Genomic DNA, 24,473 nt, shown 5'->3' with positions numbered 1-24,473 from the left:
AATTTATGAATGACGGAGAATAGCTTACAGTTGTACGCTGAGCAAGTCCGATTAACGCTGGTTAAACCAGTTGAGCCAGCGTAAGACTCCTGTTCTGCTGCTGTGTTCGGGTTGTGTAGCCTGAGCAATACGCCGCTGGATCAGAGAGATCAGATCGTCGCTGTCGTCTTCTGTCAGCCATTGTTTACCGGTCAGCAGTGTCAGGGCCTGGTCGGCACTGTCGACTGCCCACAGGTGAAATTGCCCTGCTTTTACTGCCTCTGTGACTTCATCACTCAGTGACAGATGACGCACATTGCTTCGGGGAATAACCACACCTTGTTTACCGGTCAGTTCACGCGCTGAACACACGCCAAAGAAACCTTCAATTTTTTCATTTAAGCCGCCAACCGGCTGAACATTACCCAGTTGATCAATTGAACCGGTAACGGCAATCGATTGTGTCAGAGGCTGCAGAGCTAAGGCACTGACCAGCGCACAGAGTTCTGCCAGCGAAGCACTGTCACCATCCACCTCTGAATAGGATTGTTCGAAAACCATTGAGGCACTGAAAGGCAGCTGTTGATCGAGTTCAAGTTCAGAAATAAGAAAGGCCTGGATAATCATCATACCTTTGGCATGCAGGTTCCCGCCCAGTTCCGCTTTCCGCTCTATATCCATAACTTCGCCATCACCATAATGGACAACACAGGTAATACGGGAAGGTTCGCCCCATGGACGCGGATGGCCGGGGAAGTCCAGTACCGACAAACCATTCACCTGACCAATCACTTCACCTTCGGTTTCAATAAATACCTGCTGGTCATTGATCTCGTCCTGCATCCTGCCGGGCAAATAACTTTCACGCCAGCGTCGGGCCTCTAAGGCTCCCCTCAGGGTACGGGCACAAATTTCTCCGCCATAGCTGACAGCATCGGTTAACTGTCGCTGTATCCAGTGCGGACAAAGGGGCAGCAGAGTCTGGTCTCCCGTATAACGGCAGCCCTCAGTCACCAGTAATGGCCAGCTGTCTTCAGCGATATCCGGCAGATTCAGTTCCTGGCTCAGGCAAGTGACCCAGCCACACCATAAGGCCATGTCATCGTTATCACTGAAACGCCACTGCTCTTCGTATTCAGTGTACAAAGCCCGGGCAACAAACTCAGGCTCAGACTCCTGAAATTCAGCCAGTGCATCCCGGTCACCGCATAAAATAAGTTTAATATTCAGTGGCAGATCGGGCAGGGAGACGGGTAATGGCCGGCGTTCATCCGCTGACAACCACTGAAAATATCCGCGCGCAAGATATTGCTTTAACCGCAGCCACATCAGAGGCTGTGCGAGCAGAGTACGGACGGACAGAATAAGTGTGCCGCCGTTCGCCTGATGCAACAGTCCGGGTTCAGGACGGTAGTCGCCGGCGTGCCCGCGTACGGCACCAAACAGCTCGGTACTCTCTATCCATTCACGGAAGAAAACCCCCGGCTGCTGACAAAACACAGCATCTCCGGGGGCGGCCGGGACCAGCAGAAAACGGTCATCAGCCTGTCGCTGATAATTCCAGCCACTGAAGTCGCTGTTGTTCTCTGAAACGGCAAGATACGCGGCTGCGATACGTGAGAGATAGTCGGTATTTTCCTGACTACGAACCATCAGTACCGGTGAAAGGGTCTGGTTATCCAGGTAAGCCAGTCCATTGATTAAACGCGGCTGGATCGCTGCCTGAATATCACCTTCAGTATCGGGAATCCGGGTGAATGCTGTCCGGTAGTCGTCAGTGTTTGGCCGCAGTGCCTGCCAGGGGAGTTGAGAGCTGATCAAAGTAATAGCATTTATCCGGTGGTAAGAAAGGCACGATTATACAGGAAATGAGGTTATGAAACAGTGCAGCGTGACTGGCCGGTTTCAGTGAAGTAATCCTTACTACAGCAGCGCAAAAAACTGTTATTCTTAGCAGGATACCCGAATATGATGAGACCCCTGATGAAATATCTGCAACTTGAAAATCTGGAGTCCGGCTGGAAATGGAAATACCTGGTGAAAAAACACCGGGAAGGTGAGGCCATCACCCGTTACCAGGAGCAAAGTGCTGCGGATGAGGCGGTCAGATTACTGGCGACCCTTGAACACAGGCCTGATGATATTGCCGGCTGGATTGAACAGCATATGAACCCGGCACTGGCTAACCGGATGAAGCAGACCATCAGAGCACGCAGAAAACGGCATTTTAATGCTGAACAGCAACACACCCGTAAGAAATCCATCGATCTTGAGTATCTGGTGTGGCAACGGCTGGCGGGGCTGGCACAGCGTCGCAGTGCAACTCTTTCGGAAACCATTGTTCAGCTGATAGAAGATGCTGAGAGAAAAGAACAATACGCCTCTCAAATGTCATCCCTGAAACAGGATTTACAGTCAATACTCAGTCAGAAGAGTAGCGGGGATCCTTCATCACAGCAATAATCTGCAGGAGCGATCATTCCTTTGTATTTTATTGCATAAAAAAACCCCGCATTTGCGGGGTTTTTAATTAGCCGGAGTGACTCATTAGCCCTGAGGCTGAGAAACTACGTCTTTGATACCTTTCACTTCGATTTCAACGCGACGGTCCGGACCCAGACACTGGATCAGGGCAGCACGGCCTTTCACGTTGTTACAAGTGTTGCCGGTAACCGGATCTGCTTTACCCATGCCTTGTGCAGAGATTTTGTTTGAAGGAATACCTTTAGATACCAGGTAGTTCACAACAGACTGTGCACGTTGCTCAGACAGTTTCTGGTTGTATTGAGCAGAACCGATACGGTCAGTGAAGCCCAGAACAACAACAGAACCATCTTTAGGATCCAGAGAGCTCAGCTGAGTATACAGCTGATCCAGCGCCTGCTGGCCGCTTGCTTTCAGGGTAGCTTTGTTGAAGTTAAACAGTACGTCTGATTTCAGAGTAAAGTGTTTGGTTTCAACAACCGGAGCTGGTGCAGGTGTTGGCGCAGCAACAGGTGCCGGCGCATCATCCTGACCGAAACGGTAAGATACACCAACGCTCAGCATGGTGTTATCCGGACGAGTACCAACGGTACCAGCGTCACCGATGTGGTTAACCCACTGGTAATCCAGACGGGTTGCCCAGTTTTTGGTCAGTGCATATTCAACACCAACTGCGGCCAGCGGAGAAACACCGGTGTCGTTATCTTTCAGATGTGCACCGTTTTTGTTCTCGCTAGAGTCTGCACGCCATACCATGCCACCCAGACGCGTATAAACATCCAGATCGTCAGTGATTGGGTAGCTCAGTTTAGCCGCCAGCTGTACGCCCTGCGCTTTAAATGCGCCATTAACGTTGGTGCCTTTATGAGGCATACGGCCCAGCCAATCGTAACCCGCTTCGAAGCCCAGGTATTGGTTTGCCTGATAGCCTACGAATGCACCGGCACCCAGCTGACTTTTGTGGGTAGGGCCATCATTCTGCTCGTAGTTGTTACCGTAGAAACCGGTGTCGTGATACTGAGACCAGCCCAGTTTACCACCAGTGTACCAGGTATTATCTTTCGGTGCGGCCTGCGCTACGGTAGCGAAACCTGCCAGTGCCACTGCAATTGCGATAGCTGTCTTTTTCATTTTGCGCCTCGTTATCATCCAAAATAGGCAATGAGCATAAATTTTGCTCTTTGGTTGTAATCCTTTGCCGGGTTGTAATGCTCGATTTTTACTCTGCCAAAAAGGAGATTATTGAGCACCCTGGCGAGCTAAAGTCTACAACGAGATTAGAAAGTTACAAGTACGATATGATGTTGTACAGTAAAAAAACAGCATTTTGTACATATATGGTTACATTTAAAACTGAACTAAGGCCGGAAATGCCATTACAAAATCACGTTAACTCATTGTTGGCTCTGGGGTGCCATGAGGTAACGGTGATTTATTTTTCTTCACGTAAATTTTCCTGAGAAAAATCTTATTTTAGCTCAATGTAGTAACGGAGACTGAATTTTCAATCGATTTTCCTGTCTGCCGGGGTAAACGAAGCCATTTTCTTCCCGCATGATCAGTCCGAGAGTACAACCTTCTTTTGCTGCCAGTTCGAGATCTTCCCGTTCAGCTATCGTCAGATGATCTGGTAACCAGGCCATCACCACACTGAAATTCCCTGAACAAAGAGCCTTAGTCATCGCGCGGACGTCGCTACAGGTATCCAGAGATGCAACCTGTATGCTTTTTGCCAGCGGTAACCCGGATTGTTGTAACCAGTGACGGTTCAGCTTATGTGGCGGGCTAAGCCATAGCTGCCAGCGTGACTGCTCACCCAGTTGCCTGAGTAACGGCAGCAGTAAACTATGCAGTAACGCGGGATGCTGTGCATGATAACTTAATTCACTGATACAACCGCTGACACTGGCAGGTGTCGCCGTATGCCGGTGAAGGTTAATTGTCGCTGATTTCAGTAGTTGAGCACGCATATTTTTATATCATCCGCAATGAACTGTATGTATATACAGTATTCCGGTTATGGATAAAGATCAATCATTTTTCTGAAAACAGTTCGCATAATCCAAAACTAACCGGCCAAACGGCTATTTATGCATTGAACTACTAATAGCTTTTGTTTAACTTCTAACATGTTGATAAGTATTATTTTATTGGCAGTTATGCCATTGCCAGAACCAGGGAGGTTCGCGATGAAAACATCCGGTCAACGTATTGAAGAATCAAAGAAACAGCTTTCAGCATTAGGTGACATTCAGTCACGTACCCAGTTCGGCGGATATTCTTTATCGGTTGAGAAAATTGTGTTTGCTTTGGTGAGTGAAGGTGAACTGTATTTGCGGGCCAGTGAAGAAATGCATACTTATCTGCAGATGCGGCCTCTGCAGCCATTTATTTTTCATAAACGCGGACAGTGCGTCAGTCTTAATTATTATCGGGTGGATCATCAGCTCTGGGGCCACCAGGACGTATTGCTGGGCCTGTCGCGTAGCTCCCTGAATGAAGCCAGAGCATTGCGTCAGGCACAACTTGACTGTCACCGTTTAAAAGACCTGCCTAACCTGAGTATCCGTCTGGAAGTATTATTGAAAGAAGCCGGCGTGCCGACCATTAGCCGGTTGCGTGAGCTGGGCGCGAAGCAAAGCTGGACAAGGCTAAAAAATAACAACAAACATCTTGGAATTAAAACTCTGTATGCGTTGCAGGGGGCAATCTCCGGCCAGCACCAGGAGGTACTGACCAGAGAGGTGAAAGAAGAACTGAGGCACTGGTATCAGCAGTTTATTAAAGCATCTGCCTATCCGCTACCGCCGGGGGTTAAAGGGCGTTGATTTCCTGGCGGATATTAAGCAGTTCGGGAAGGACTTTCAGTATTAAGCCAATCTGTTGCAGTATCACCGGCTGATGACTCTCCGGGTTGGCTTCTATAGTATTCATCTCGCGGGTTAATGCCTGTAGTTTTTCCGGAATCTGTTGCTCACCCGCCGGGCTCATCTGTAACACATTTTCGGTCAGACTGACGGCATCATCGATGAGTTGCAGTAAATCGCTGCGTTCGATTTTCTCACGGTGGGCACCGAGTGCTGCAATATAACTCAGCAGGCTGTGATTAAGGCAAAGTACCCGGAAAGCCACATCTTTTACTGGCTGATGTAAACCGTTTCCTGCGTTCAGGTTGGAAATAACCAGTGCCAGCTCGGCATCCGAATTATGTGCATCACGGCGCGCGACCCGATAAGACATTCGGTTATCCTTGCCCTCATGATACTGGACCATAATGGCATCCAGATATTTAGCATTCGCTGCCAGCGCCTTATTGATCACATCGGGCAGCTGACGGTAGCGCCAGTCCGGGAATATCCAGGCCACCGCCATCCATGCCAGCGCACATCCGATAAGCGTATCAATAATCCTCGGTAATGCGACGTCGAATCCCTGGCCCAGCAGATTAAAACTCAGCAATGCCAGTAATGTAATAAACAGAGTCGCCTGTGCGTACTGAATCAGCCGGAAGGCAAAAAACAGTACCCCGGTGATCACTATCAGAATTAACTGCCCCTGCACCGAAGGCACCAGCCACAGAACCGGTAATCCGATGATAATCCCTGCCAGAGTACCGATTATACGTAAAGCCAGACGTTTTTTGGTGGCACTGTAATTTGGCTGGCAGACAAATAAACTGGTCAGCAGGATCCAGTAACCATGCTCAAGTCCCGTCAGGCTGATAAAGGCATAACCAATACAGAGTACTAAAGATACCCTGACAGCATGACGGAACAGAGGGGATTTCGGGCTCAGGTGGCGTGTCAGGCGCAGGCGCACGTCCTGCCATCCGGTCAGACCTTCGCGCGATAAATGGGTATCACTGTTTTGCCACAGATGGTTCAATATCTGTTCAGAGGCGATAGAAATCAGCTGGTCGTCGATCGCTTTCAGATTACGCAGTAACCAGTGCAATCCGCGGGACTGAGGATCATCAGGGTATTGCTGTGTCAGCCGGTCCAGCGCCTGTTGCAGATGAAAAAAAGCCCGTTCAAAGCGATGGTCATGATGATAAGGTGTGTTCATCGTCACGGAATGGGCGACCTGACGACAGGCCCCTGCCTGCATATTCAGTAACCGCTGAAAACGGAACAGAATTTCACTATAACGCCATTGATCACGCAGTTGATGGTACTGAATATGTGAAGAATTAGCACGTTCGTGAATTTCCTGGGCGGCAAAGTAGTACAGCAGTGAACGGCGGCTGCCGCGGGCGGCACGTTCGCCGCTGATCCGGCTCTGAATAGCGGTTTTGGTAATATTGAACTGAGAAACCAGCTGGCTGTTTACCAGCGCAGCCTGGATCAGTGATAAATCATCCGCGCCTTCCGCATCCGGATCAAACAGATTTGCTTTGGCATCCAGATAACTGGCCAGCTGACTGTAGGTGGAGGATAACTGTAGCTGCACCGGCTGTACGGGGAAAAACAGGTGCATCACCATGGTCAGCAAATTATACCAGAGTGCCCCTGCCAGCAGCAGTAGCGGCTGAGTATACCAGTGGCTGAACAGATGGATCCCCAGCATGGTATAGATGGCAATCAGTAACGCGCCAAAAGCGATGGTGGCATAGCGCTGTCCCAGTGCTCCCAGCAGGATAAAGATCCAGCTGGAGACTGCCAGCCCGATCAGAAAGAACAGCGGATAAGGGAAAAGAAGTTCCACAGAGACCGCTGCCAGACAAAAACAGGCAAGGGTAATCACCATATTACGTAAACGACCGCTCAGACGGTCATCAATATCGGTCAGCCCTGCAGCAACCACCCCGAGAATTAACGGTATGGTCCACGTAATCGTCTGTAATGACCAGGACAGCACGACACAACCCGTCATGGCGATAAAAATTCGCACCGGGTCACGCCATAGTTTATTCATCAGAAAAGTGTGCCAGCCATTGAGCATGGTCGAACCTGACTTCATTAATCCGTTTTCCCTTAAAACCGCAGACGTGCCGCGTTCTCGCGGGCCATTTTTGCTTCTTCAACCGATACCACACGGCGGCCTACCGGCCACAGAGCAATGGCGGCAATTTTGAAATTTGCAATGCCGACAGGAATACCGATGATCGACAGGCATTGTACAATTCCGGCAAAGATATGCGTCAGGCACAGCCACCAGCCGAAAAATATAAACCAGAATATATTCAGCAGAGTTCCGCCGGAATTACGCAGTGCATTCTTATTTTGCGGCTGCAGTTCATCAACATGGATAGCTTCGTTACCGAAAGGGAACAACGATAACCGGGTAATTTCCCAGCAAGAACGGGTCAGCGGGAGTGTGAAAATCAGCACAATGGTCAGCAGAGTGGCACAAAACCAGGCCAGGGTGGTGGCAAATCCGCCAAGTACAAAATTGAGAATATTGAGTACGGTTCTCATCAGATTACTATCCTTTCGGCTGTCTTACTCAGTGACTGCTGTGTAACCTGTTTTTTATCTGGAGCACTCAGGCACCCGCAGTTAAACTGTTACATCAGCAATGGCTAAAAACGGCGTGAAGCATGGAACTAAAAGCGACTTCAATGGGTAAACGTCTGGCACAGCATCCTTATAACCGGGTCCGTTTGCTACCGGCGGGTGTTGAAGTGAGCGGCGACCGTCATGAATATATTATCCCATTTAATCAGTTACTGGATATTCAGTGTAAACGAGGGATGGTATGGGGAGAACTGGAATTTCTGCTTCCTGAAAAGAAAGTCGTCAGACTTCATGGTACTGAATGGCAGGAAACGCGCCAATTCTACCAGCATTTACTGCATACCTGGCAGCAGTGGAGCCAGCAAATGGCCGATGTCTGTTATCAGGTACTGAATGAATTACAGCAATATCTGTTAAGCCAGATACAGCGTGACTGCTGGCTGACCCGCAATGATGTCGCCGGGTTTAGTGAGAAAATACGTGATAAATTCTCAGCATTACCTTTGCCCGCGGAACGGATCCCCGAATTCGAGCCTTGCCGTCCCCTGTGGGACTTTTGTCTGTGCTGGCTCCGGTCGACAGATAAACAACGAGCAGAACGTAACCGTCAATGGTCAGATGAAATCCTGACCCGTTACCAGGATTTTTTCGCTTCTGTAGAATCTTCCCCGTTAAATGCTTCCCAGTGCCGCGCGGTAATTAACGGAGAGGAGTCACTGCTGGTTCTGGCCGGGGCCGGCAGCGGTAAAACCTCGGTACTCGCCGCCCGTACTGCCTGGCTATTGAAACGAAAGCTGGCCTCTGCTGATCAGATTTTGCTGCTGGCTTTTGGCCGGCAGGCAGCAGAAGAAATGGACCAGCGGGTAATTAAATCCACCGGTGAATCATCAATTACCGCCCGGACCTTCCACTCACTGGCGTTGCATATTATTCAGCAGGGCAGTAATAAACGTCCCCTGATCAGTCAGCTGGAAACAGACTCCGATTTCCGGCGGCAGATGCTGACAGATGTCTGGCAGCAGCAATGTACAGAAAAGAAGTCTTACGCCAATGGCTGGCGGAGCTGGTTACAGGAGGAGCTGCAGTGGGGGCTATTACCTGAACAGTTCTGGCAGGATAAAACGCTGGTCAGCCAATTATCCGGCAGGCTGGAACGCTGGGTGTCTCTGATGAGAAATCATGGCGGAGCACAGGCAGCAATGATCGCCGAGGTGCCTGAAGAAATACGGGTGCTATTCGGTAAACGTATCAGGCTTATGGCCCCGTTACTGAAAGCCTGGAAAAGTCAGCTGAAACAGGAAGGCGCGGTCGATTTTGCCGGTTTGATCCAGCAGGCGGTAGCCTTACTGGAAAAGGGCCGTTTTATCAGTCCGTGGAAATATATCATGGCAGATGAATTCCAGGACCTTTCCCCGCAACGTGCGGCACTGATTACGGCATTGCGTAAACAAAACAAACGCAGCAGTCTGTATGCGACAGGCGACGACTGGCAGGCGATCTATCGTTTTTCTGGCGGAGAGGTGAATCTTACAACCGGTTTCCATCAGCAATTCGGTGAAGGCGATATCTGTATCCTGGATACGACCTATCGTTTTAATCAGCAAATCGGTCATGTTGCGAACCGCTTTATCCAGAAAAATCCGCGACAGATGAAAAAAGAGCTTAACAGTCTGACTAAAGGCAGCCGTAAGTCTGTAACACTGCTGGAAGAAGATTCTCTGGAAGCATTGCTCAATAAAATGAGTGGCTATGCAGGGAATGATGAAAAAATACTGATTCTGGCACGCTATCATTACCTCAGACCATCAGTTCTGGATAAAGCTCCGACCCGCTGGCCTAAGCTTTCGTTATCTTTTATGACCTTCCATGCCAGCAAAGGCGGGGAAGCAGATTATGTGATAGTGCTGGGGCTAAATAACGGAATAAACGGCTTCCCTGCCGCTGAGCGCGAATCCGTTATCGAACAGGGATTACTCCCCGTAGCCGAAGACTTCCCGGATGCAGAAGAGCGGCGGCTGGCATATGTTGCGATGACCCGGGCCAGGAAACAACTCTGGCTGTTGTATGATAAATCCGCTCCGTCCTGTTTTGTGGACGAGCTGCGGGAGCTCGGTGTACCGGTGGCGCGTAAACCCTGATCCTGTCAGCCATTATTTAATAATGGCTCTTGCAGGCGTTCTGCCATATAGCGCGGATAATCCGGAATGGTTATTCCGACCCGTTGAGTATACAGGGCTGAATTAACAATAAAGTCGGCAGTAGAGCGGTTGGTGGCTACAGGAATATTCCAGACAGTTGCCAGACGAAGTAATGCTTTAACATCCGGGTCGTGGGGTACGGCGTTCAGCGGATCCCAGAAAAAAATCAGCATATCGATTTTACCTTCGGAGATCATCGCGCCGACCTGTTGGTCACCGCCTAATGGCCCGCTTAATAAAGGATTAACCTGCAGACCACAGTGCGAGTTGATTAGATTACCGGTAGTCCCGGTCGCATATAAAGTATGAGAAGCCAGAGATGGCTGATTTTTTTTAACCCAGTCGAGAAGAGACGCTTTACAATTGTCATGTGCGACCAGGGCTATATGTTTACTTTCCGGCAACGTTCTGACTGTCTGCTCCATTATTGATCCTTTTAATTAAGCGGATACACAGGTTGTTATGGCAGTGTAACGCGGGCCTGAATCAGGGTTCAACTGGTTCGTAATGCGCGCAGCCATGAAACCAGCGTATGGAAAGACCAGCCGGAAAGAGATAATGGTTGTTCAGTGGCCGGCAGTTGCAGATGACGGTTTTCCCTGAGTGATTCCGTTTGCAGCGGGTTACTCTGTGATCCTGCAAGGACAAATTTTTCAACCGATGCTTTATGGTTGTGACGGTTATAATCAGCTATTGCTGCGACATAATTGGTCGCCGGTTGCAGTGGCAGCTGATCCTGAATGGCTGGCAGTTGACGATTATGTTCGTCCACCACCAGAAAACGGAAACGGGAAGTCAGCGGACGCGGTAAGGCACCGGGAACGGTAATCTGTGGCATAACAACACTGACCGCCCGGCTGTCAGCGGTAAATGTGATGATAAAAGCAGGCGATGGCCCGGGTGTGTCAAGGGTAAACAGGATCTGGTGCTGTCCGCGATCCAGTTCGATGCTGTCAGCTCCTTTGAGCAGGCTGCCCGGCAGTTTATTTCCGTCCAGCACCAGTAAATTCATCTGCGGGTTTAGCCTGAAGCTCAGGGCTTCAGCCGCTGAAGTGTAACCACTTAGCAGTAGGCAGAAGAGTGTTACTACAAACTTCATGGTTGCTCCCGGAAGCCCCGTGACGGAAATTTATTAACAGTTACTATTATGGCATCAACTTTTACATTTTGTCATATTTATTGTGCGATATATCGGTGACTGTCTGAATATGCTGCGGTTAACTGGCAGGTGTTCTGGCTGATAAAGCAGCAGGAATAACAGGAGGCTGAATAATGAATGACTCAGATATCCGTAAAATATTAACCGGTACCCGGCGAATTGCATTAGTCGGGGCCAGTGATAATCCGCAACGTCCTGCGTGGCAGGTGATGATGTTTTTATTGCAGCATGGTTATCAGGTGATCCCGGTCAGCCCGCGAATGGCCGGGAAAACAGTTGCGGGTCAGCAAGGATATGCATCTCTTGACGAGGTGCCGGGAAGTATCGATATGGTTGATGTATTCCGCAATCCGGAGGTGGTTCCGGCTATCGCGACCCGGGCCATTGCCCGTCAAATACCCGTATTGTGGTTACAGCCGGGCACAGTAAATCCACAGGCGGTAAATATAGCCCGGCAGGCCGGGCTGATCGTTGTGGAAAATAAATGTACGAAAATCGAAATTAACCGGCTGGAAATACCGCCTTTGCCTGTCTGACAGGCAAAGGAAAGAGACTCAGTGGCAGCGATAAGGTGCCTGCAACTGCTGGCGCACATTTTCGGCCAGCTCATCAAGCACTGGCTGATCGGGGTGTTCATCATAGACTTCACCGGTCAGCTGGAATTCGGCGATATAAGTATGCACAGTATCGCCGGATTCATCTTCCATAACTACATGGTACCAGGGGCTGGTTCCTGCAATGTCACTGCTGTTCTCATCGGATGCTTGCATATCGAGAGAAAACTCGGCATCGACATCAACAATCACTCCCAGAGTACCGGATAGCCTGTGCCGGACTTGCTGACCAATGCCAAATTTACTGCTTATCATAAATACCTCCGGAAGATTCTCTCCATCAGATATAAGGGCAGTGTACTTTTTTTCAAGCTATTCGACGTAACAAACAAACCCTTTCAGGTATAACCCTTCAGGATAGCTCGAGATGACCGGATGATCGGCTGCCTGACGTAACTGGTCGACAAACTGTACGTTTTTTCCGGCATCAAGGGCGGCATCAGCAACCACTTTCTGAAACAGGTCAACCGTCATCAGTCCGGAACAGGAGAAGGTTAATAAAATCCCTCCGGGGTTCAGTAACTGCATGGCCAGCATATTGATATCTTTATAGCCACGGCATGCGCCTGCCAGCTGATTTTTATTTTCAACAAATTTGGGCGGATCCATGACAATAACATCGAATTTTTCGCCGGTATCGCGGTAGGTACGCAACAGTTTGAACACATCATCACGGATAAACTGTGCTTTACTCAGAGGCAGCTGATTCAGTTCCACGTTCTGTCGCGCAATATCCAGCGCTGCTTCCGAAGTATCAACACTGATAACTTCCTGACATCCCCCCATCAGGGCAGAGACTGCAAACCCGCCGGTATACGAAAAGCAGTTCAGGACACGGGCATTTTCGCTGTAACGGCGCAGAGCAAAGCGGCTGTCGCGCTGGTCAAGATAATATCCGGTTTTATGTCCTGCTTTTATATCTACCAGCAGTTTCATACCATGCTCAGAGATTGGTAACAGGGCAGGGGGTTGCTGGCCGGAAATCAATCCGTGACTTAATGGCAGACCTTCTTTCTTACGGACAGAAACATCAGAACGATCATATATTGAGCATTCAGGGAAGCAGTTTTGCAGAGCCGTAATAATGGCCGGACGCTGGTATTCTGCCCCGGCAGACAATAACTGTACGACCAGATAGTCGGAAAATTTATCGATTGTCACACCCGGTAAGCCGTCAGACTCTCCGGCGATTAAGCGATAGCTGTCAAGGGAGTCAGCTTTTGCCAGCCACTGACGCCACTGGCCGGCTTTTCTGATCTTTTGCTCAAAGAAGGCGATATCAATAGTTTCATCAGCCTGCCAGCTCCATACTCTGGCGCGGATTTGTGACTGGGGGGACCAGGCTGCCTTTGCCAGCCAGCTGCCTTTATGGTCACAGACATCGACCGTCTCACCGGAAATGGCATTACCTTCAACACGGCTGATGGCGCCGGAGAAAACCCACGGATGGCGGCGTAACAGGGATTTTTCACGTCCCCTGGAAAGAATTAATCGGGCAGTCATAATATACAGTTACCAGAGAATAAAGGCGGTATTGTTAAGCGGATATCGGAAAATTGCAAACCGGAGAGTGAACCGCGGAGGAAACAGGATGCAGGTAATGTATAAAGTCAGAGTATCAGGCCGGGTACAGGGCGTATTTTTCCGTGGCAGTACCCGACAGCAGGCGATCAAATACCGGGTGTCTGGTTACGCCAAAAACCTTCCCGACGGCAGTGTGGAGATCCTGCTGGCAGGAGATGTCCGTGACGTTGACCATATACTGGCATGGATCTCGGCAGGGGGGCCTCCGGCAGCCAGCGTTGCTCATGTCGGGGTTCAGCAAATAACAACGGAGCAGCAAATCCGGGGATTTATAACTGGCTGAGTACCGGCTTTACAGGCACTTAGCCGGTTTGGGCAATCCGGCAATTTTGGTGGCTTGCTTCGCCGGCCCTTGCGGAAACAGCCTGAACAGATAACGGCTGTTACCTTTTTCTTCGCCAAACTCTCTGGCCATTGCTTTCACCAGCATACGTATTGCCGGAGAAGTGTTAAATTCCAGGTAAAAATCACGTACCAGGCGCACCACCTGCCAGTGGGCATCAGTCATAGTAATCTCTTCACCGGCAGCAATTTCTGCCGCCAGTTCAGCCGACCAGTCTGCAGGATGTTTCAGGTAACCTTCTGCGTCAGTTTCAATATCATTACCGGCAAACTTCACTTTTTATCCTCATTCTTAACCGGCAGGCAGTGTAGCAAAGAGTTAAGGGTGAAAAAATACCCGCATCAGCGGGTATTATTTGTCAGGACGGCGGAGAGGCGAGGATCAGTTACTGCGGGAAAGGCCTAACAGGCTCAGCAGACTGACAAAAATATTATACAGAGACACATACAGGCTGACTGTTGCACGGATATAGTTAGTTTCGCCGCCATGGATGATATTACTGGTTTCCCAGAGGATTGCGCCGGTCGAGAACAGAATAAACAGGGCACTCAGGGCCATTTGCAACGCCGGAAGATGCAGAAACAGGTTAGCCACCATACCGACCAGTAGCACCACAAAGCCCGCCATCATCATTCCGCCCAGGAAAGACATATCTTTTCGGGTAGTCAGAACATAGGCAGAGCAACAAAAAAATACCAGAGCAGTACCGCCTAACGCCAGAGCAATAACATCGCCCATGCCTGCTGCCAGGAAGCTGCTCAGAATCGGGCCGAGGCAATACCCGAGAAAACCGGTAAACGCAAATGCTGCCAGAATTCCCGCAGGTCTGTCAGCCAGGCGATAGGTAAGAAACATCAGTCCGTAAAAACCGGCCAGCATCAGAATAAATCCCGGAGCCGGAAGGGCCAGCAAAGTACTGGCGGTTGCTGTCACCGCGGAAAAAGCCAGAGTGAGGCCCAGCAGGAAATAGGTATTTCTCAACACCTTATGAGTGCTGAGTAAACTGCTGTTGCGACCAGAGGAAAGAATTCTGTCCATAAAGACTCCTTAATAATTCAGAAATAATATTTTAATCACAGCAGAATACGCATCGCCCTGCTACGGATGAAGTCGTTTTACCCATCTTTACGTGCTGAATTGCTATTAAAACCAGCAATATGCTGAACTTGCCAGCATTCACCCATAAATTGGCTGTTTTTCAGGCGAATGGAGCTATCGGGGCTTTACAACATCGTGGGGGATGTTTATAGTGCGCCTCATTGCGGAGGGGTGGCCGAGCGGCTGAAGGCAGCGGTCTTGAAAACCGCCGATGGGAAACCATCCGAGAGTTCGAATCTCTNNNNCCCTTACGGAGGGGTGGCCGAGCGGCTGAAGGCAGCGGTCTTGAAAACCGCCGATGGGAAACCATCCGAGAGTTCGAATCTCTCCTCCTCCGCCATATTTCAGAAGAAACCAGCTACCAGGCTGGTTTTTTTTCGTCGGTAGTCTCCTCCCTGAGCGCTTTTCCGCCAGTGGCGGGAACTTTACACGCACAGAAACAGTCTATTCTCACTAACGCTGGCAATGAAGTTTGCTATAGTGATGGAAATCTTTGCTCTGACAGACGTCGCCGGAGAAGAGTGAAAGGCGGCTGACAGCCTGTTGATCTGCAAGGAATCTGTCAGAGACAATAACCCGTGCCCCTCAGAATTCATGGATTAGTTACAATGATTAAAAAATTAAGCTTGTGCACTCTCGCGGTGCTGGCGGCATTACCTGTAAGTCTGAACGCTCTGGCGGAAGAAAATGGTATGCAACTGGAACAGGTTTTAATGCTGAGCCGTCATAACCTGCGGGCGCCGCTGGCGAATGGAGGCAGTATTCTTGAGCAGTCTGCCAGCCGGAGCTGGCCGCAATGGGATGTTGCCGGTGGTGAACTGACCACCCGTGGCGGAGTGCTTGAAGCTTACATGGGGAAATATACCCATGACTGGCTGGCCAGGCAGGGAGTAATTGATAAAAACCAGTGTCCGAACCCGGCGTCAGTATTTGTTTATGCTAACAGCCTGCAGCGTACTGTAGCCACAGCACAATTCTTTGTCAGTGGTGCTTTCCCCGGGTGTGATATTGCCATTACCCATCAGGATGCAATGGGTACCATGGATCCGGTATTTAATCCGGTGATCACTAACGGCAGTGCTGAATTTAAAAAGGCGGCAATTGAAGCGATGGTCGCCGCTGAGAAACAGCAGCAGTCGCAATTGCAGGGCGCTTACAGCCAGCTGAATAAAGTGGCTGATTTCGCGAACGCTCCCCTGTGTAAAGGTAAAGAAAAATGCAGCCCGGGAAGTATGGCCAATACTTTCAGCATCGAAAAAGGCAAGGAACCTTCGGTTGACGGGCCATTGAAAATCGGCAACGCGCTGGTTGATGCGTTCACGTTACAGTATTACCAGGGATTCCCGGCTGATCAGGTGGCATGGGGACAAATTAAAACCCCGGATCAATGGAAAGCCTTGTCTGAAATAAAAAATGCCTACCAGGATATTCTGTTCACTACACCACCGGTTGCCCATGATGTTGCTGCGCCGCTGGTTGACTATATACGCAGTCAGCTGATTGACCAGGATAAATCCAGCGCGCCGGTATTCACCTTTATGGTCGGGCACGATTCGAATATCGCATCATTACTGGCAGATCTGAAAGTGAAACCTTACCAGTTACCGGGCCAGTATGAACAGACGCCGATTGGCGGACAGCTGGTATTTGAACGCTGGCATGATAAAAACAACAACAAAGATCTGTTGAAAATCGAATACGTTTATCAGAGCACTCAGCAATTGCGAGATGCGGAGCCGCTGAGTCTGAGTCATCCGCCGCAACGGGTGACTTTACAACTGGAAGGTTGTCCGACGGACAGCAACGGATACTGTGCCTGGTCCGATTTCGCGACTGTGCTGAATACCGCACTGCAGGGAACGGCTATGCAACCGCATATGGCAACTACTGACACTCCTGCAGCTGCGGGCCCGCAGCCGAAGGATGGAGCCGTAACCACGGCAGCCGGGACGGCTGCTTCTGCGCAACCCGCGGCAGAGAAACCGGCGAAACGCAGCGAGCCGGCACCAGCCCAGCGGACGTCCACAGACGCTACTCACGCCTCAGGGGCAGAGGCCGGACAATCCCGGTCGGGTCACAGTCAGGATAGTGGCGGAGAAAAGCACTGATTTCCGGTGCAGCAATATCAGTCATCTGCTGACCGTACAGTGATATAAAAAGGCAGCCCCGCAAATCAAATAATGCGGGGCTGCCTTTTTTATCCAGTGGTAAGCACTAAGAACAGGGGACTGACCCTGTTCTTAATCGGGCACTTATGCAGCTTTACGTTTTTGCACCTGCCAGCCGATAGCCAGCACAATAAACCATAATGGCGTTACCATCAGTGCCTGACGGGTATCCGGCTGTAAGGTCAATAGCACTAAGACAAAAGCAAAAAATAGCAGGCATACCCGGCTCATTACTTTCCCTGCCGGCATTTTAAACTCTGAAATATTATGTAGTTGCGGCCTGGTTTTGCGGTAAACAAGGTAACTGCATAAAATGATCGACCAGACGAACATAAATAAAATAGCGGAAACAGTCGTCACCAGAGTAAATACGGTCATGACATTAGGGATCAGATAAATCAGGGCGATTCCTGCCAGCAGGCAGAGGCATGAAAATAGCAGACCACTGACCGGGACGGAGCGTGCTGACAGACGGGCAAACCTGCGATGAGCAACCCCTTGTTCCGCCAGACCAAATAGCATCCGGCTGGTGGAAAAAATACCACTATTGGCGGATGACGCTGCGGAGGTAAGCACGACGAAGTTCACAATACCGGCAGCCGCAGGTAAACCTGTAAGCACAAACATTTCGACAAACGGGCTGCGTGAAGGAACGACCAGGTCCCAGGGCGTCACTGCCATAATGACTAACAGAGAACAGACGTAGAACATAATGATACGTAACGGGATAGCGTTAATTGCCCGTGGCAGAACCTTTTGCGGATCGCGGGTTTCGGCGGCAGTCGTCCCCACCAGCTCAATACCGACAAACGCGAATACGGCAATCTGAAATCCGGCAAAGAAACCGCTCAGACCTTTCGGGAAAAAGCCGCCGTGGGACCAGATATTACTGACAGCCGCCCGGGTACCGTCCGGTGCGCTGTAGTGAATACCGGTTAAAACAATTCCTGTGGCGATCAGCGCAATAATGGCGACTATTTTGATAATAGCAAACCAGAACTCCATTTCGCCGAACAGTTTTACAGTCGCAATATTCAGGACCAGGAAAACGGCAATACAGAGTATGGCGCTCATCCAGACAGAGAATCCCGGCATCCAGAACTGCAAATATGACGTAATAGCAACAATGTCAGCAATACCGGTGACAACCCAGCAAAACCAGTATGTCCAGCCAGTAAAATAACCGGCCCACGGGCCGAGTAAGTCCGCTGCAAAATCGCTAAAGGATTTATATTCCATATTTGACAGTAATAATTCGCCCATCGCCCGCATAACGAAAAACAGCATAAAGCCGATCAGCATATAGACGAAAATTATCGATGGTCCGGCAAGACTGATGGTTTTTCCGGATCCCATAAATAATCCGGTGCCGATAGCGCCACCAATCGCTATCAATTGTATATGGCGATTATTTAAATTACGCCGCAGTTTTTGCGGATCCTCACCGGTCACATTATCCTGAGGTTGATGTGTCATGTTTTTATTTCCTGTGATTGTTTTTTCAGCTCTGTTGGCTGTTTTGTTGTTATCTGTCCGGACGATAGTCAGTATTTCGTAGCCAGTAAATGGCAGCGCCCTGACGGGGCCTGTTTACCTTGTACCACACTCTCTGCAACCGGAGGAATAACCAGCGTAACCGGCCATGCTAAGTGATGATTTTTCACCCGGTATTTCTGAAGGACAAGGGCAGCGGAGCATCTATGGCCGGGTGATACAGGCAGCCATAACAAACAGCAGCAGGTCAGAAGAGGGGAATGTTTCCTGCCTCAGGGGAGACAGGAAAACAGACTATTATTGCAAATAGCCCGCTTTAATCTGTTTCAGCGTGGTAATAAATAATTCGGTATCGGCGTCAGCATCCAGTGAAGCCAGATAACGCTCCATATTCAGGATCGCCTTACCGGCATCGACCTGGCTCATGGATTGCAAAATACAGGTTATCATCATCTTCAGACAGGTGACTTCACGGGATAATGCTTCAGGGTTTTTTTCTGTAGGAAATTCTACATAATTCATTGTTTCAGACTCCGTTAACCGGCAATACCTTGCCATAATGGCGTGGATTATAACAGAATCATGATGGGGGCATTAGCATTTTCCGCCTGACACAGAGGCCGGTATTGGCGGGGGAAGACCGGCGGGGAAATAACGGAAAACAGCGGATAGCCTGTATTTCTCGCGGGTATTATCCGGTAAAAGACAGAGAAGGTTCGGCAACTATTGCTATAATCAGAATTTGATAAGAGTCAAAAACGTAATGTCTCTCAACGGATCCCGGCGGCCTTTTATGTCAAACTGCCAGAAATAAACCCGGTTGTTTCTTCTCTCAATACAGTTGAACCTCAGCCCTGAAACAGTGAATAGTTACCGTTACCGTATGTTCAGTAAACTGAATATCAACGGCGATGCAGAGCTGGCACCTCTTGCCATACGTCACGGGCTGATTAATACGGATTTGGTGATAAGCAGTGAATGATATTTTTGACCCTGCAGATTTTCTTCGGACAGTGACCCACCAGCCGGGTGTATACCGTATGTACGGTACCGGTGATGAAGTTATCTATGTAGGTAAAGCGAAAGACCTTAAAAAACGACTGAGCAGTTACTTCCGCGCTCAGGTCCCGGGCCGGAAAACAGAGGCTCTGGTGGCGCATATTGTGCATATTGATGTCACCGTGACCCACAGTGAAACGGAAGCCTTACTGCTTGAACACAACTACATTAAACTATACCAGCCCCGCTATAATGTCTTGCTGCGGGATGATAAATCTTATCCTTTCATCCTGCTCAGTAATGATAAGCATCCACGGCTTGCATCCCACCGTGGTGCCAGACAGGCGAAAGGTGAATATTTTGGTCCTTTTCCTAATGGCAGTGCAGTGCGCGAAACCCTGGCCATTTTGCAGAAAGTCTTTCCTATCCGGCAATGTGAGAACAATGTTTATCGCAACCGGTCGCGTCCCTGTCTGCAATATCAGATAGGTCGCTGTCTGGGGCCCTGTGTCAGCGGGCTGGTCACGGAACAGGAATATCAGCAACAGACCGAATACGTCCGTTTATTCCTCGCGGGGAAAGATGATCAGGTATTGAAATTACTGATCAGTCGCATGGAGCAGGCAAGTGCAGAGCTAAAATTCGAAGAAGCAGCCCGGCTCCGTGACCAGATTCAGGCGGTCAGACAGATCACCGAAAAACAATTTGTATCAAACCAGGGGGATGACCTGGATGCTATCAGTATTGCTTTCGATTCAGGGATGGCCTGTGTCCATGTCCTGTTTATCCGTCAGGGGAAAGTACTGGGCAGCCGGAGTTATTTCCCTAAAGTGCCACCGGGTACTGAGCTTGCAGAAGTTGTGCAGACGTTTGTCGGTCAGTTTTATCTGCAGGGCAGTGAAGTCCGTACGTTACCGGGTGATATTCTGCTCGATTTTACCTTGCCTGAAATCAGTGTGCTGAGTGAATCTTTGTCAGAAATGGCGGGGCGTAAAATCAGCCTGCAAAGCAAACCCCGTGGCGACAGAGCACGGTATCTTAAGCTCGCCAGAACGAATGCGGCGACAGCACTGACGTCAAGACTGGCACAGCAGTCAACGGTCCATCAGCGGCTGGCTGCACTGGCCAGCTATCTTAGTCTGCCCGCAATTCGACGGATGGAATGTTTTGATATCAGCCATACTATGGGTGAACAAACGGTTGCATCCTGTGTTGTCTTTGATACCAATGGCCCGCTGCGTGCCGAATACCGGCGTTATAATATTACCGGCATTACACCGGGGGATGATTATGCGGCAATGAATCAGGTACTGCAGCGGCGTTACAGTAAAGCACTCGAGGCAAGTAAAATTCCTGATGTTATTGTGATTGATGGTGGTAAGGGGCAACTGGCTCAGGCGAAAGATGTTTTTGCGGGGCTGGAAGTCGACTGGGACAAAAACCACCCGCTATTACTGGGCGTGGCAAAGGGCAGTGACCGTAAAGCCGGGCTGGAAACCTTATTTCTCGATGCAGAAGGCGAGGGGATGTCATTACCTCCTGACTCACCGGCACTGCATGTTATTCAGCATATCCGTGATGAATCTCATAACCATGCGATCTCCGGACACCGTCTGAAACGGGCGAAAGTAAAATCGGCCAGCAGCCTGGAAGGCATTGAAGGGATCGGACCTAAACGTCGCCAGCAGTTACTGAAATATATGGGGGGCTTGCAGCCATTAAAAAATGCCACTGTTGATGAAATTGCCAGGGTTCCCGGGATTTCTGTGGCTCTGGCGGAAAAAATATTCCATTCTCTCAAACACTAGCATTGAAACAGCAGGGGCAATGTAGCAACATAGAGGCTATCGCTACCGTATCCAGGCTGTCAGTCCCCTATGCAATTTAACATACCGACCTATCTCACGCTGTTCAGGGTTGTTTTAATTCCCTTTTTTGTACTGGCGTTTTACCTGCCTTTTAGCTGGGCGCCGGTCTGCTGTGCGTTATTGTTCGTCCTTGCGGCGATTACTGACTGGTTTGATGGTTTTCTGGCGCGGCGCTGGAAACAAACCACTGCTTTTGGTGCATTTCTCGACCCGGTAGCAGATAAAGTTATGGTGGCAATTGCACTGGTGCTGGTGGCTGAATATTTTCACTCCTGGTGGATTACATTACCGGCTGCAACCATGATTGCACGGGAAATTATTATTTCTGCGCTGCGTGAATGGATGGCTGAAATAGGAAAACGTAGCAGTGTGGCAGTTTCATGGATTGGCAAAGTAAAGACAACCGCACAGATGCTGGCATTAGTTGCCTTGCTGTGGCGGCCTAACAGCAGTGTCGAGCTTGCCGGTATTCTGGCACTGTATATAGCGGCGGCATTAACTTTCTGGTCGATGTTCCAGTACCTGAGTGCGGCCCGCAAAGACTTGCTCGATCAGTAAGCAATGCGATGAAAATGACAGCAAATGATTGCTGTCATTGAAAAAATGGTTGACTGGTCTGTCGTGCTTAGTAGAATACAGCACATCAAAAAATTGTCCGGATACAGCTTATACGCTTTATCAGCGATGGATAATATTGCGGGAATAGCTCAGTTGGTAGAGCACGACCTTGCCAAGGTCGGGGTCGCGAGTTCGAGTCTCGTTTCCCGCTCCAGATTCAGATTTGCGAAACGAGAGAGTATTTGCAAGTCGCAGAAAAAAGGACCTTCGGGTCCTTTTTTCGTTGCTATTTTCCCTCAGACAACCTTACCGTAATACCCGGACTATCGTGCCAAACGAAGCCGGGCTGATGTATGGTAATACTTTCCGCCAGGTACTGAATGATACGGCACAGCGTTTGCGTGATCGCCAGAATTCACCGGCAGGGCTGGTCAGGATTAACGCCCCGGTTGTATTCGGTCAAAAGCATATCGCTCCCTGGCTGGCGGAATTAGCCGGGCACTACCCTGAGTATGTGTCACGCTTCGGTTTTCCTCTCTCCCCCGCAGATTTGGCTGCGCATCGTTTGCTGGTCTATAACGGTGTGATGGGAGCACAACGCATTTTTCTCAGTCGCGGAGATCAGGCCCCGATCATTCACGCCCCGGACGCGATTCTGTTATCAAACAATGCGGAAACACTGGTCAACGCAGCCCTTAAGGGGGCTGATATTGTGTTAATGCCGGACTGGCAGGCAGGTGAACTGTTACGACAAAAACGGTTTATTCGACTATTACCGGAGTGGCAGGCCGGAGTCAGTCAGGAAAAAGCGTTATTGCCATGGTCTATCCCCGGGCGCGGTTTATCCCGCTGAATGTCCGTACCGTCAGTGACTTTCTTGCCGAAAAATTCGGGTCACCTCCGTACTGGTCATATGACTAAGGTATGCAGGTGACTGGCAGAGAAAGCGGGGCAGAAATGACCGGCAAAAAAAGTCAGCGCCGATTTACGCTGACGATTCTATAGCAATGGAAAGCGGCAGGTCAGCCGGTCACTTTTTCAGACTGTAAGGTAAAGTCCTGATATAACCGGCGGGCCAGGCTGCTGACAGGGCCACAGGATAATGTTTTTTCTTCAATACGATTACAGTGCAATACTTTGCCATGGTTACCGGTACTGAAAATTTCGTCAGCGTTCAGTACATCTTCCGTTGTCAGTGTGACTTCTTCCACCGGAATACCTTCTGCGCGCAGCAGTTTAATCACCCGCTGGCGGGTAATTCCGTTCAGAAAGCTGCCATTAGGTAACGGGGTATACGCGGTACCCTGTTTAACAATCCAGAGATTTGCCGCAGCAAACTCGGCAATATTGCCTTCGGCATCCAGTACTACGGCGGTATTGAAGCCGCGCTGGTTAGCTTCACGGATAATACGCTGTGTATTCGGATACAGGCAGGAGGCTTTCGCTTCGGTAGGCGCCATGCTGGCATCCGGACGGCGATAAGGGCTGAAAGTCGCACTGAAACCGTTATCTTCCGGAAGCGCAGTTTCAAAAATATGCAGTGCGAAAGTTGTACTGCCCGGATCCGGTAACAGGAATCCGCCCGGTGAAAAGAACAGTACTTTAATATAATAATCGGTATCATGTGGCAGCTGAGTTAAGCCTTCACGGACTAAATCAGCAATATTTTCTGCAGAAATTTTAGGTGCCATTCCCATGGTAATAGCTGACTTTATCGCCCGCTGACAGTGGGCATCCAAATCCGGCAGATGGCCTTTAACGGAACGGGCACCATCGAACACTCCGGAGGCCATCCATAGTGCATGATCGGTTAAACCAATAACCGGTTTATCCTTGGTACTCCACTCCCCATCAAACCAGATGATTTCGCGACTATTCATTATTTATTTTCCAGATTGCCGATAGATTATTTACTATTGAAACGATGTTGTTCAGAAAACAGGAACAACAACAACGAATCCCAGCATAGCAAGAAAAAGTAGCCACTGAATAGTTTCTGCAGGGATGATTTTGATGCGATCTATTCCGGCCGTAGTGATGATCCTGCTCAGTACTTAAGGATCATTGATTAAATTAATGATCTGCTACTAATCCAATATAGTTGTCTGATAACTATCGTATTATTCCAGTTAATACTGATTTTTTCAGTGGCTGTATTTTTTGACATGAACAAATAATAACCATTCAGTCTCAGGGATGTGATTTGATGATTGCTATCAGCAGGTGATAGCGGCATAATGCGCCTCCCCGAAATTCATCGCCAGATGGAAATCTGTGGGTAACATTACAATCAGTGACCTGTTTCCCGAAATATTGCCCAGTATTAATGGTAATATTCCGTTTTCTGTGAACAGAGTTATCCACAATCGCCCATACAACATTCCTCATAACTTACCGACATCACGAACGGATATTGTCGTGTTTAATGCATTGATTTAATTATTTATAATTCAAATATCTTCCTGATGCAG

The 24,473-nt window shown here is 49.5% G+C and carries 23 protein-coding genes, 3 tRNA genes and 1 pseudogene; 13 read left to right on the top strand and 14 right to left on the bottom strand.

Translation table 11 applies throughout. The features are described from left to right. Window positions 1-51: 51 nt before the first annotated feature. Window positions 52-1,800, bottom strand: a complete 1,749-nt coding sequence (locus JK216_RS03835; protein WP_212711922.1) for a Lon protease family protein — start codon at window positions 1,798-1,800, stop codon at window positions 52-54. Window positions 1,801-1,962: 162 nt separating this feature from the next. Here JK216_RS03835 and matP point away from each other — a divergent pair, with 162 nt between their 5' ends. Next, window positions 1,963-2,442 carry a macrodomain Ter protein MatP gene (matP, locus tag JK216_RS03830; protein WP_212710994.1) on the top strand — a complete coding sequence of 160 codons (480 nt, stop codon included), beginning with the start codon at window positions 1,963-1,965 and terminating at the stop codon, window positions 2,440-2,442. An 84-nt stretch (window positions 2,443-2,526) separates the two neighbouring features. Here the strand turns inward: matP and ompA are convergent, their stop codons facing one another. Both ompA and sulA read right to left on the bottom strand, forming a co-directional pair. Continuing rightward, on the bottom strand, window positions 2,527-3,594 hold the full coding sequence (gene ompA / locus JK216_RS03825; protein WP_212706668.1) for a porin OmpA: 1,068 nt from the start codon (window positions 3,592-3,594) through the stop codon (window positions 2,527-2,529). 347 nt (window positions 3,595-3,941) lie between these two features. Beyond that, complete coding sequence (sulA, locus tag JK216_RS03820; RefSeq protein WP_212711923.1) at window positions 3,942-4,433, bottom strand: SOS-induced cell division inhibitor SulA; 492 nt, start codon at window positions 4,431-4,433, stop codon at window positions 3,942-3,944. A 219-nt stretch (window positions 4,434-4,652) separates the two neighbouring features. On the opposite strand from sulA, the gene JK216_RS03815 reads away from it, so the two are divergent. Next, window positions 4,653-5,291 carry a TfoX/Sxy family DNA transformation protein gene (locus JK216_RS03815; protein WP_212706666.1) on the top strand — a complete coding sequence of 213 codons (639 nt, stop codon included), beginning with the start codon at window positions 4,653-4,655 and terminating at the stop codon, window positions 5,289-5,291. On the opposite strand, the gene yccS is transcribed toward JK216_RS03815, so the two are convergent. Both yccS and JK216_RS03805 read right to left on the bottom strand, forming a co-directional pair. Continuing rightward, complete coding sequence (gene yccS / locus JK216_RS03810) at window positions 5,278-7,422, bottom strand: YccS family putative transporter (protein WP_212706665.1); 2,145 nt, start codon at window positions 7,420-7,422, stop codon at window positions 5,278-5,280. The genes JK216_RS03815 and yccS overlap by 14 nt on opposite strands. 14 nt (window positions 7,423-7,436) lie before the next feature. After that, on the bottom strand, window positions 7,437-7,880 hold the full coding sequence (locus JK216_RS03805; protein WP_212706664.1) for a YccF domain-containing protein: 444 nt from the start codon (window positions 7,878-7,880) through the stop codon (window positions 7,437-7,439). A gap of 122 nt (window positions 7,881-8,002) precedes the next feature. On the opposite strand from JK216_RS03805, the gene helD reads away from it, so the two are divergent. After that, window positions 8,003-10,057 carry a DNA helicase IV gene (gene helD / locus JK216_RS03800; protein ID WP_212706663.1) on the top strand — a complete coding sequence of 685 codons (2,055 nt, stop codon included), beginning with the start codon at window positions 8,003-8,005 and terminating at the stop codon, window positions 10,055-10,057. A gap of 5 nt (window positions 10,058-10,062) precedes the next feature. Here the strand turns inward: helD and JK216_RS03795 are convergent, their stop codons facing one another. Both JK216_RS03795 and JK216_RS03790 read right to left on the bottom strand, forming a co-directional pair. After that, window positions 10,063-10,542, bottom strand: a complete 480-nt coding sequence (locus JK216_RS03795) for a methylglyoxal synthase (protein ID WP_212706662.1) — start codon at window positions 10,540-10,542, stop codon at window positions 10,063-10,065. 68 nt (window positions 10,543-10,610) lie between these two features. After that, on the bottom strand, window positions 10,611-11,216 hold the full coding sequence (locus JK216_RS03790; protein ID WP_212711924.1) for a DUF2057 family protein: 606 nt from the start codon (window positions 11,214-11,216) through the stop codon (window positions 10,611-10,613). A 173-nt stretch (window positions 11,217-11,389) separates the two neighbouring features. Here JK216_RS03790 and JK216_RS03785 point away from each other — a divergent pair, with 173 nt between their 5' ends. Beyond that, window positions 11,390-11,812 (top strand): CoA-binding protein, encoded by a 423-nt coding sequence (locus tag JK216_RS03785; RefSeq protein WP_212710989.1) that lies wholly within the window; start codon window positions 11,390-11,392, stop codon window positions 11,810-11,812. Window positions 11,813-11,830: 18 nt separating this feature from the next. Here the strand turns inward: JK216_RS03785 and hspQ are convergent, their stop codons facing one another. Both hspQ and rlmI read right to left on the bottom strand, forming a co-directional pair. Then, a complete protein-coding gene (gene hspQ, locus JK216_RS03780; protein WP_212706659.1) occupies window positions 11,831-12,145 on the bottom strand; it encodes a heat shock protein HspQ in 315 nt (104 codons plus the stop codon). 57 nt (window positions 12,146-12,202) lie between these two features. Next, window positions 12,203-13,393, bottom strand: a complete 1,191-nt coding sequence (gene rlmI, locus JK216_RS03775) for a 23S rRNA (cytosine(1962)-C(5))-methyltransferase RlmI (protein WP_212711925.1) — start codon at window positions 13,391-13,393, stop codon at window positions 12,203-12,205. Window positions 13,394-13,490: 97 nt separating this feature from the next. Between rlmI and JK216_RS03770 the strand changes: the two genes are divergently transcribed. Next, window positions 13,491-13,757, top strand: coding sequence for an acylphosphatase (locus JK216_RS03770; RefSeq protein WP_249213140.1), 267 nt, complete (start codon window positions 13,491-13,493; stop codon window positions 13,755-13,757). Between the two features lie 9 nt (window positions 13,758-13,766). Here JK216_RS03770 and JK216_RS03765 read toward each other — a convergent pair whose 3' ends face one another. Continuing rightward, window positions 13,767-14,093 carry a TusE/DsrC/DsvC family sulfur relay protein gene (locus JK216_RS03765; RefSeq protein WP_212706656.1) on the bottom strand — a complete coding sequence of 109 codons (327 nt, stop codon included), beginning with the start codon at window positions 14,091-14,093 and terminating at the stop codon, window positions 13,767-13,769. Window positions 14,094-14,198: 105 nt separating this feature from the next. After that, the gene (gene yccA, locus JK216_RS03760; RefSeq protein ID WP_212706655.1) at window positions 14,199-14,855 is read right to left on the bottom strand and encodes an FtsH protease modulator YccA; all 657 of its coding nucleotides are present in this window, start codon (window positions 14,853-14,855) and stop codon (window positions 14,199-14,201) included. A gap of 226 nt (window positions 14,856-15,081) precedes the next feature. Here yccA and JK216_RS03755 point away from each other — a divergent pair. From JK216_RS03755 to agp, 3 genes are all read left to right on the top strand, one after another. Beyond that, window positions 15,082-15,166 (top strand) — tRNA-Ser (locus JK216_RS03755). 1 nt (window position 15,167) lies between these two features. Further along, window positions 15,168-15,255: transfer RNA gene (locus tag JK216_RS03750), tRNA-Ser, on the top strand. 268 nt (window positions 15,256-15,523) lie between these two features. Then, window positions 15,524-17,023: a bifunctional glucose-1-phosphatase/inositol phosphatase gene (agp, locus tag JK216_RS03745; RefSeq protein ID WP_212711926.1), complete on the top strand. Its 1,500-nt coding sequence runs from the start codon at window positions 15,524-15,526 to the stop codon at window positions 17,021-17,023. Window positions 17,024-17,167: 144 nt separating this feature from the next. On the opposite strand, the gene cycA is transcribed toward agp, so the two are convergent. Together cycA and JK216_RS03735 are read right to left on the bottom strand one after the other, a co-directional pair. Next, window positions 17,168-18,559, bottom strand: coding sequence for a D-serine/D-alanine/glycine transporter (gene cycA, locus JK216_RS03740; RefSeq protein WP_212711927.1), 1,392 nt, complete (start codon window positions 18,557-18,559; stop codon window positions 17,168-17,170). Window positions 18,560-18,874: 315 nt separating this feature from the next. Then, window positions 18,875-19,099 (bottom strand): DUF2594 family protein, encoded by a 225-nt coding sequence (locus JK216_RS03735; RefSeq protein WP_212706652.1) that lies wholly within the window; start codon window positions 19,097-19,099, stop codon window positions 18,875-18,877. Between the two features lie 307 nt (window positions 19,100-19,406). Between JK216_RS03735 and JK216_RS03730 the strand changes: the two are divergent. From JK216_RS03730 to JK216_RS17125, 5 genes and pseudogenes are all read left to right on the top strand, one after another. Continuing rightward, window positions 19,407-19,559 (top strand): annotated as a pseudogene (locus JK216_RS03730) (LuxR C-terminal-related transcriptional regulator); the annotation flags it as partial. After that, window positions 19,552-21,384, top strand: coding sequence for an excinuclease ABC subunit UvrC (gene uvrC, locus JK216_RS03725; RefSeq protein WP_212706650.1), 1,833 nt, complete (start codon window positions 19,552-19,554; stop codon window positions 21,382-21,384). The pseudogene JK216_RS03730 and the gene uvrC, both read left to right, overlap by 8 nt. A 69-nt stretch (window positions 21,385-21,453) precedes the next feature. Continuing rightward, a complete protein-coding gene (gene pgsA / locus JK216_RS03720; RefSeq protein WP_212706649.1) occupies window positions 21,454-22,002 on the top strand; it encodes a CDP-diacylglycerol--glycerol-3-phosphate 3-phosphatidyltransferase in 549 nt (182 codons plus the stop codon). Window positions 22,003-22,140: 138 nt separating this feature from the next. Beyond that, window positions 22,141-22,216, top strand: a tRNA-Gly gene (locus JK216_RS03715). 114 nt (window positions 22,217-22,330) lie between these two features. Continuing rightward, a complete protein-coding gene (locus tag JK216_RS17125) occupies window positions 22,331-22,855 on the top strand; it encodes a LysR substrate-binding domain-containing protein (RefSeq protein WP_212711453.1) in 525 nt (174 codons plus the stop codon). Window positions 22,856-23,024: 169 nt separating this feature from the next. On the opposite strand, the gene JK216_RS03705 is transcribed toward JK216_RS17125, so the two are convergent. Further along, the gene (locus tag JK216_RS03705; protein WP_212711454.1) at window positions 23,025-23,882 is read right to left on the bottom strand and encodes a branched-chain amino acid aminotransferase; all 858 of its coding nucleotides are present in this window, start codon (window positions 23,880-23,882) and stop codon (window positions 23,025-23,027) included. Window positions 23,883-24,473 lie beyond the last annotated feature (591 nt).

Source organism: Tatumella sp. JGM94, from assembly GCF_018257595.1.
In the GTDB taxonomy this organism is placed as follows: domain Bacteria; phylum Pseudomonadota; class Gammaproteobacteria; order Enterobacterales; family Enterobacteriaceae; genus Tatumella; species Tatumella punctata.
This window is presented reverse-complemented; position numbering and strand designations above follow the sequence as displayed.

Bases quoted from the DNA above. Each gene is read 5' to 3' on its own strand.
- JK216_RS03790 (WP_212711924.1), bottom strand. From the start codon at position 11,216: ATGAAGTTTGTAGTAACACTCTTCTGCCTACTGCTAAGTGGTTACACT.
- JK216_RS03770 (WP_249213140.1), top strand. From the start codon at position 13,491: ATGTATAAAGTCAGAGTATCAGGCCGGGTACAGGGCGTATTTTTCCGT.
- helD (WP_212706663.1), top strand. From the start codon at position 8,003: ATGGAACTAAAAGCGACTTCAATGGGTAAACGTCTGGCACAGCATCCT.
- ompA (WP_212706668.1), bottom strand. From the start codon at position 3,594: ATGAAAAAGACAGCTATCGCAATTGCAGTGGCACTGGCAGGTTTCGCT.
- JK216_RS03795 (WP_212706662.1), bottom strand. From the start codon at position 10,542: ATGGAGCAGACAGTCAGAACGTTGCCGGAAAGTAAACATATAGCCCTG.
- rlmI (WP_212711925.1), bottom strand. From the start codon at position 13,393: ATGACTGCCCGATTAATTCTTTCCAGGGGACGTGAAAAATCCCTGTTA.
- hspQ (WP_212706659.1), bottom strand. From the start codon at position 12,145: ATGATAAGCAGTAAATTTGGCATTGGTCAGCAAGTCCGGCACAGGCTA.
- JK216_RS03785 (WP_212710989.1), top strand. From the start codon at position 11,390: ATGAATGACTCAGATATCCGTAAAATATTAACCGGTACCCGGCGAATT.
- yccA (WP_212706655.1), bottom strand. From the start codon at position 14,855: ATGGACAGAATTCTTTCCTCTGGTCGCAACAGCAGTTTACTCAGCACT.
- JK216_RS03735 (WP_212706652.1), bottom strand. From the start codon at position 19,099: ATGAATTATGTAGAATTTCCTACAGAAAAAAACCCTGAAGCATTATCC.
- yccS (WP_212706665.1), bottom strand. From the start codon at position 7,422: ATGAAGTCAGGTTCGACCATGCTCAATGGCTGGCACACTTTTCTGATG.
- agp (WP_212711926.1), top strand. From the start codon at position 15,524: ATGATTAAAAAATTAAGCTTGTGCACTCTCGCGGTGCTGGCGGCATTA.
- pgsA (WP_212706649.1), top strand. From the start codon at position 21,454: ATGCAATTTAACATACCGACCTATCTCACGCTGTTCAGGGTTGTTTTA.
- JK216_RS03805 (WP_212706664.1), bottom strand. From the start codon at position 7,880: ATGAGAACCGTACTCAATATTCTCAATTTTGTACTTGGCGGATTTGCC.
- cycA (WP_212711927.1), bottom strand. From the start codon at position 18,559: ATGACACATCAACCTCAGGATAATGTGACCGGTGAGGATCCGCAAAAA.
- matP (WP_212710994.1), top strand. From the start codon at position 1,963: ATGAAATATCTGCAACTTGAAAATCTGGAGTCCGGCTGGAAATGGAAA.
- JK216_RS03815 (WP_212706666.1), top strand. From the start codon at position 4,653: ATGAAAACATCCGGTCAACGTATTGAAGAATCAAAGAAACAGCTTTCA.
- JK216_RS03705 (WP_212711454.1), bottom strand. From the start codon at position 23,882: ATGAATAGTCGCGAAATCATCTGGTTTGATGGGGAGTGGAGTACCAAG.
- sulA (WP_212711923.1), bottom strand. From the start codon at position 4,433: ATGCGTGCTCAACTACTGAAATCAGCGACAATTAACCTTCACCGGCAT.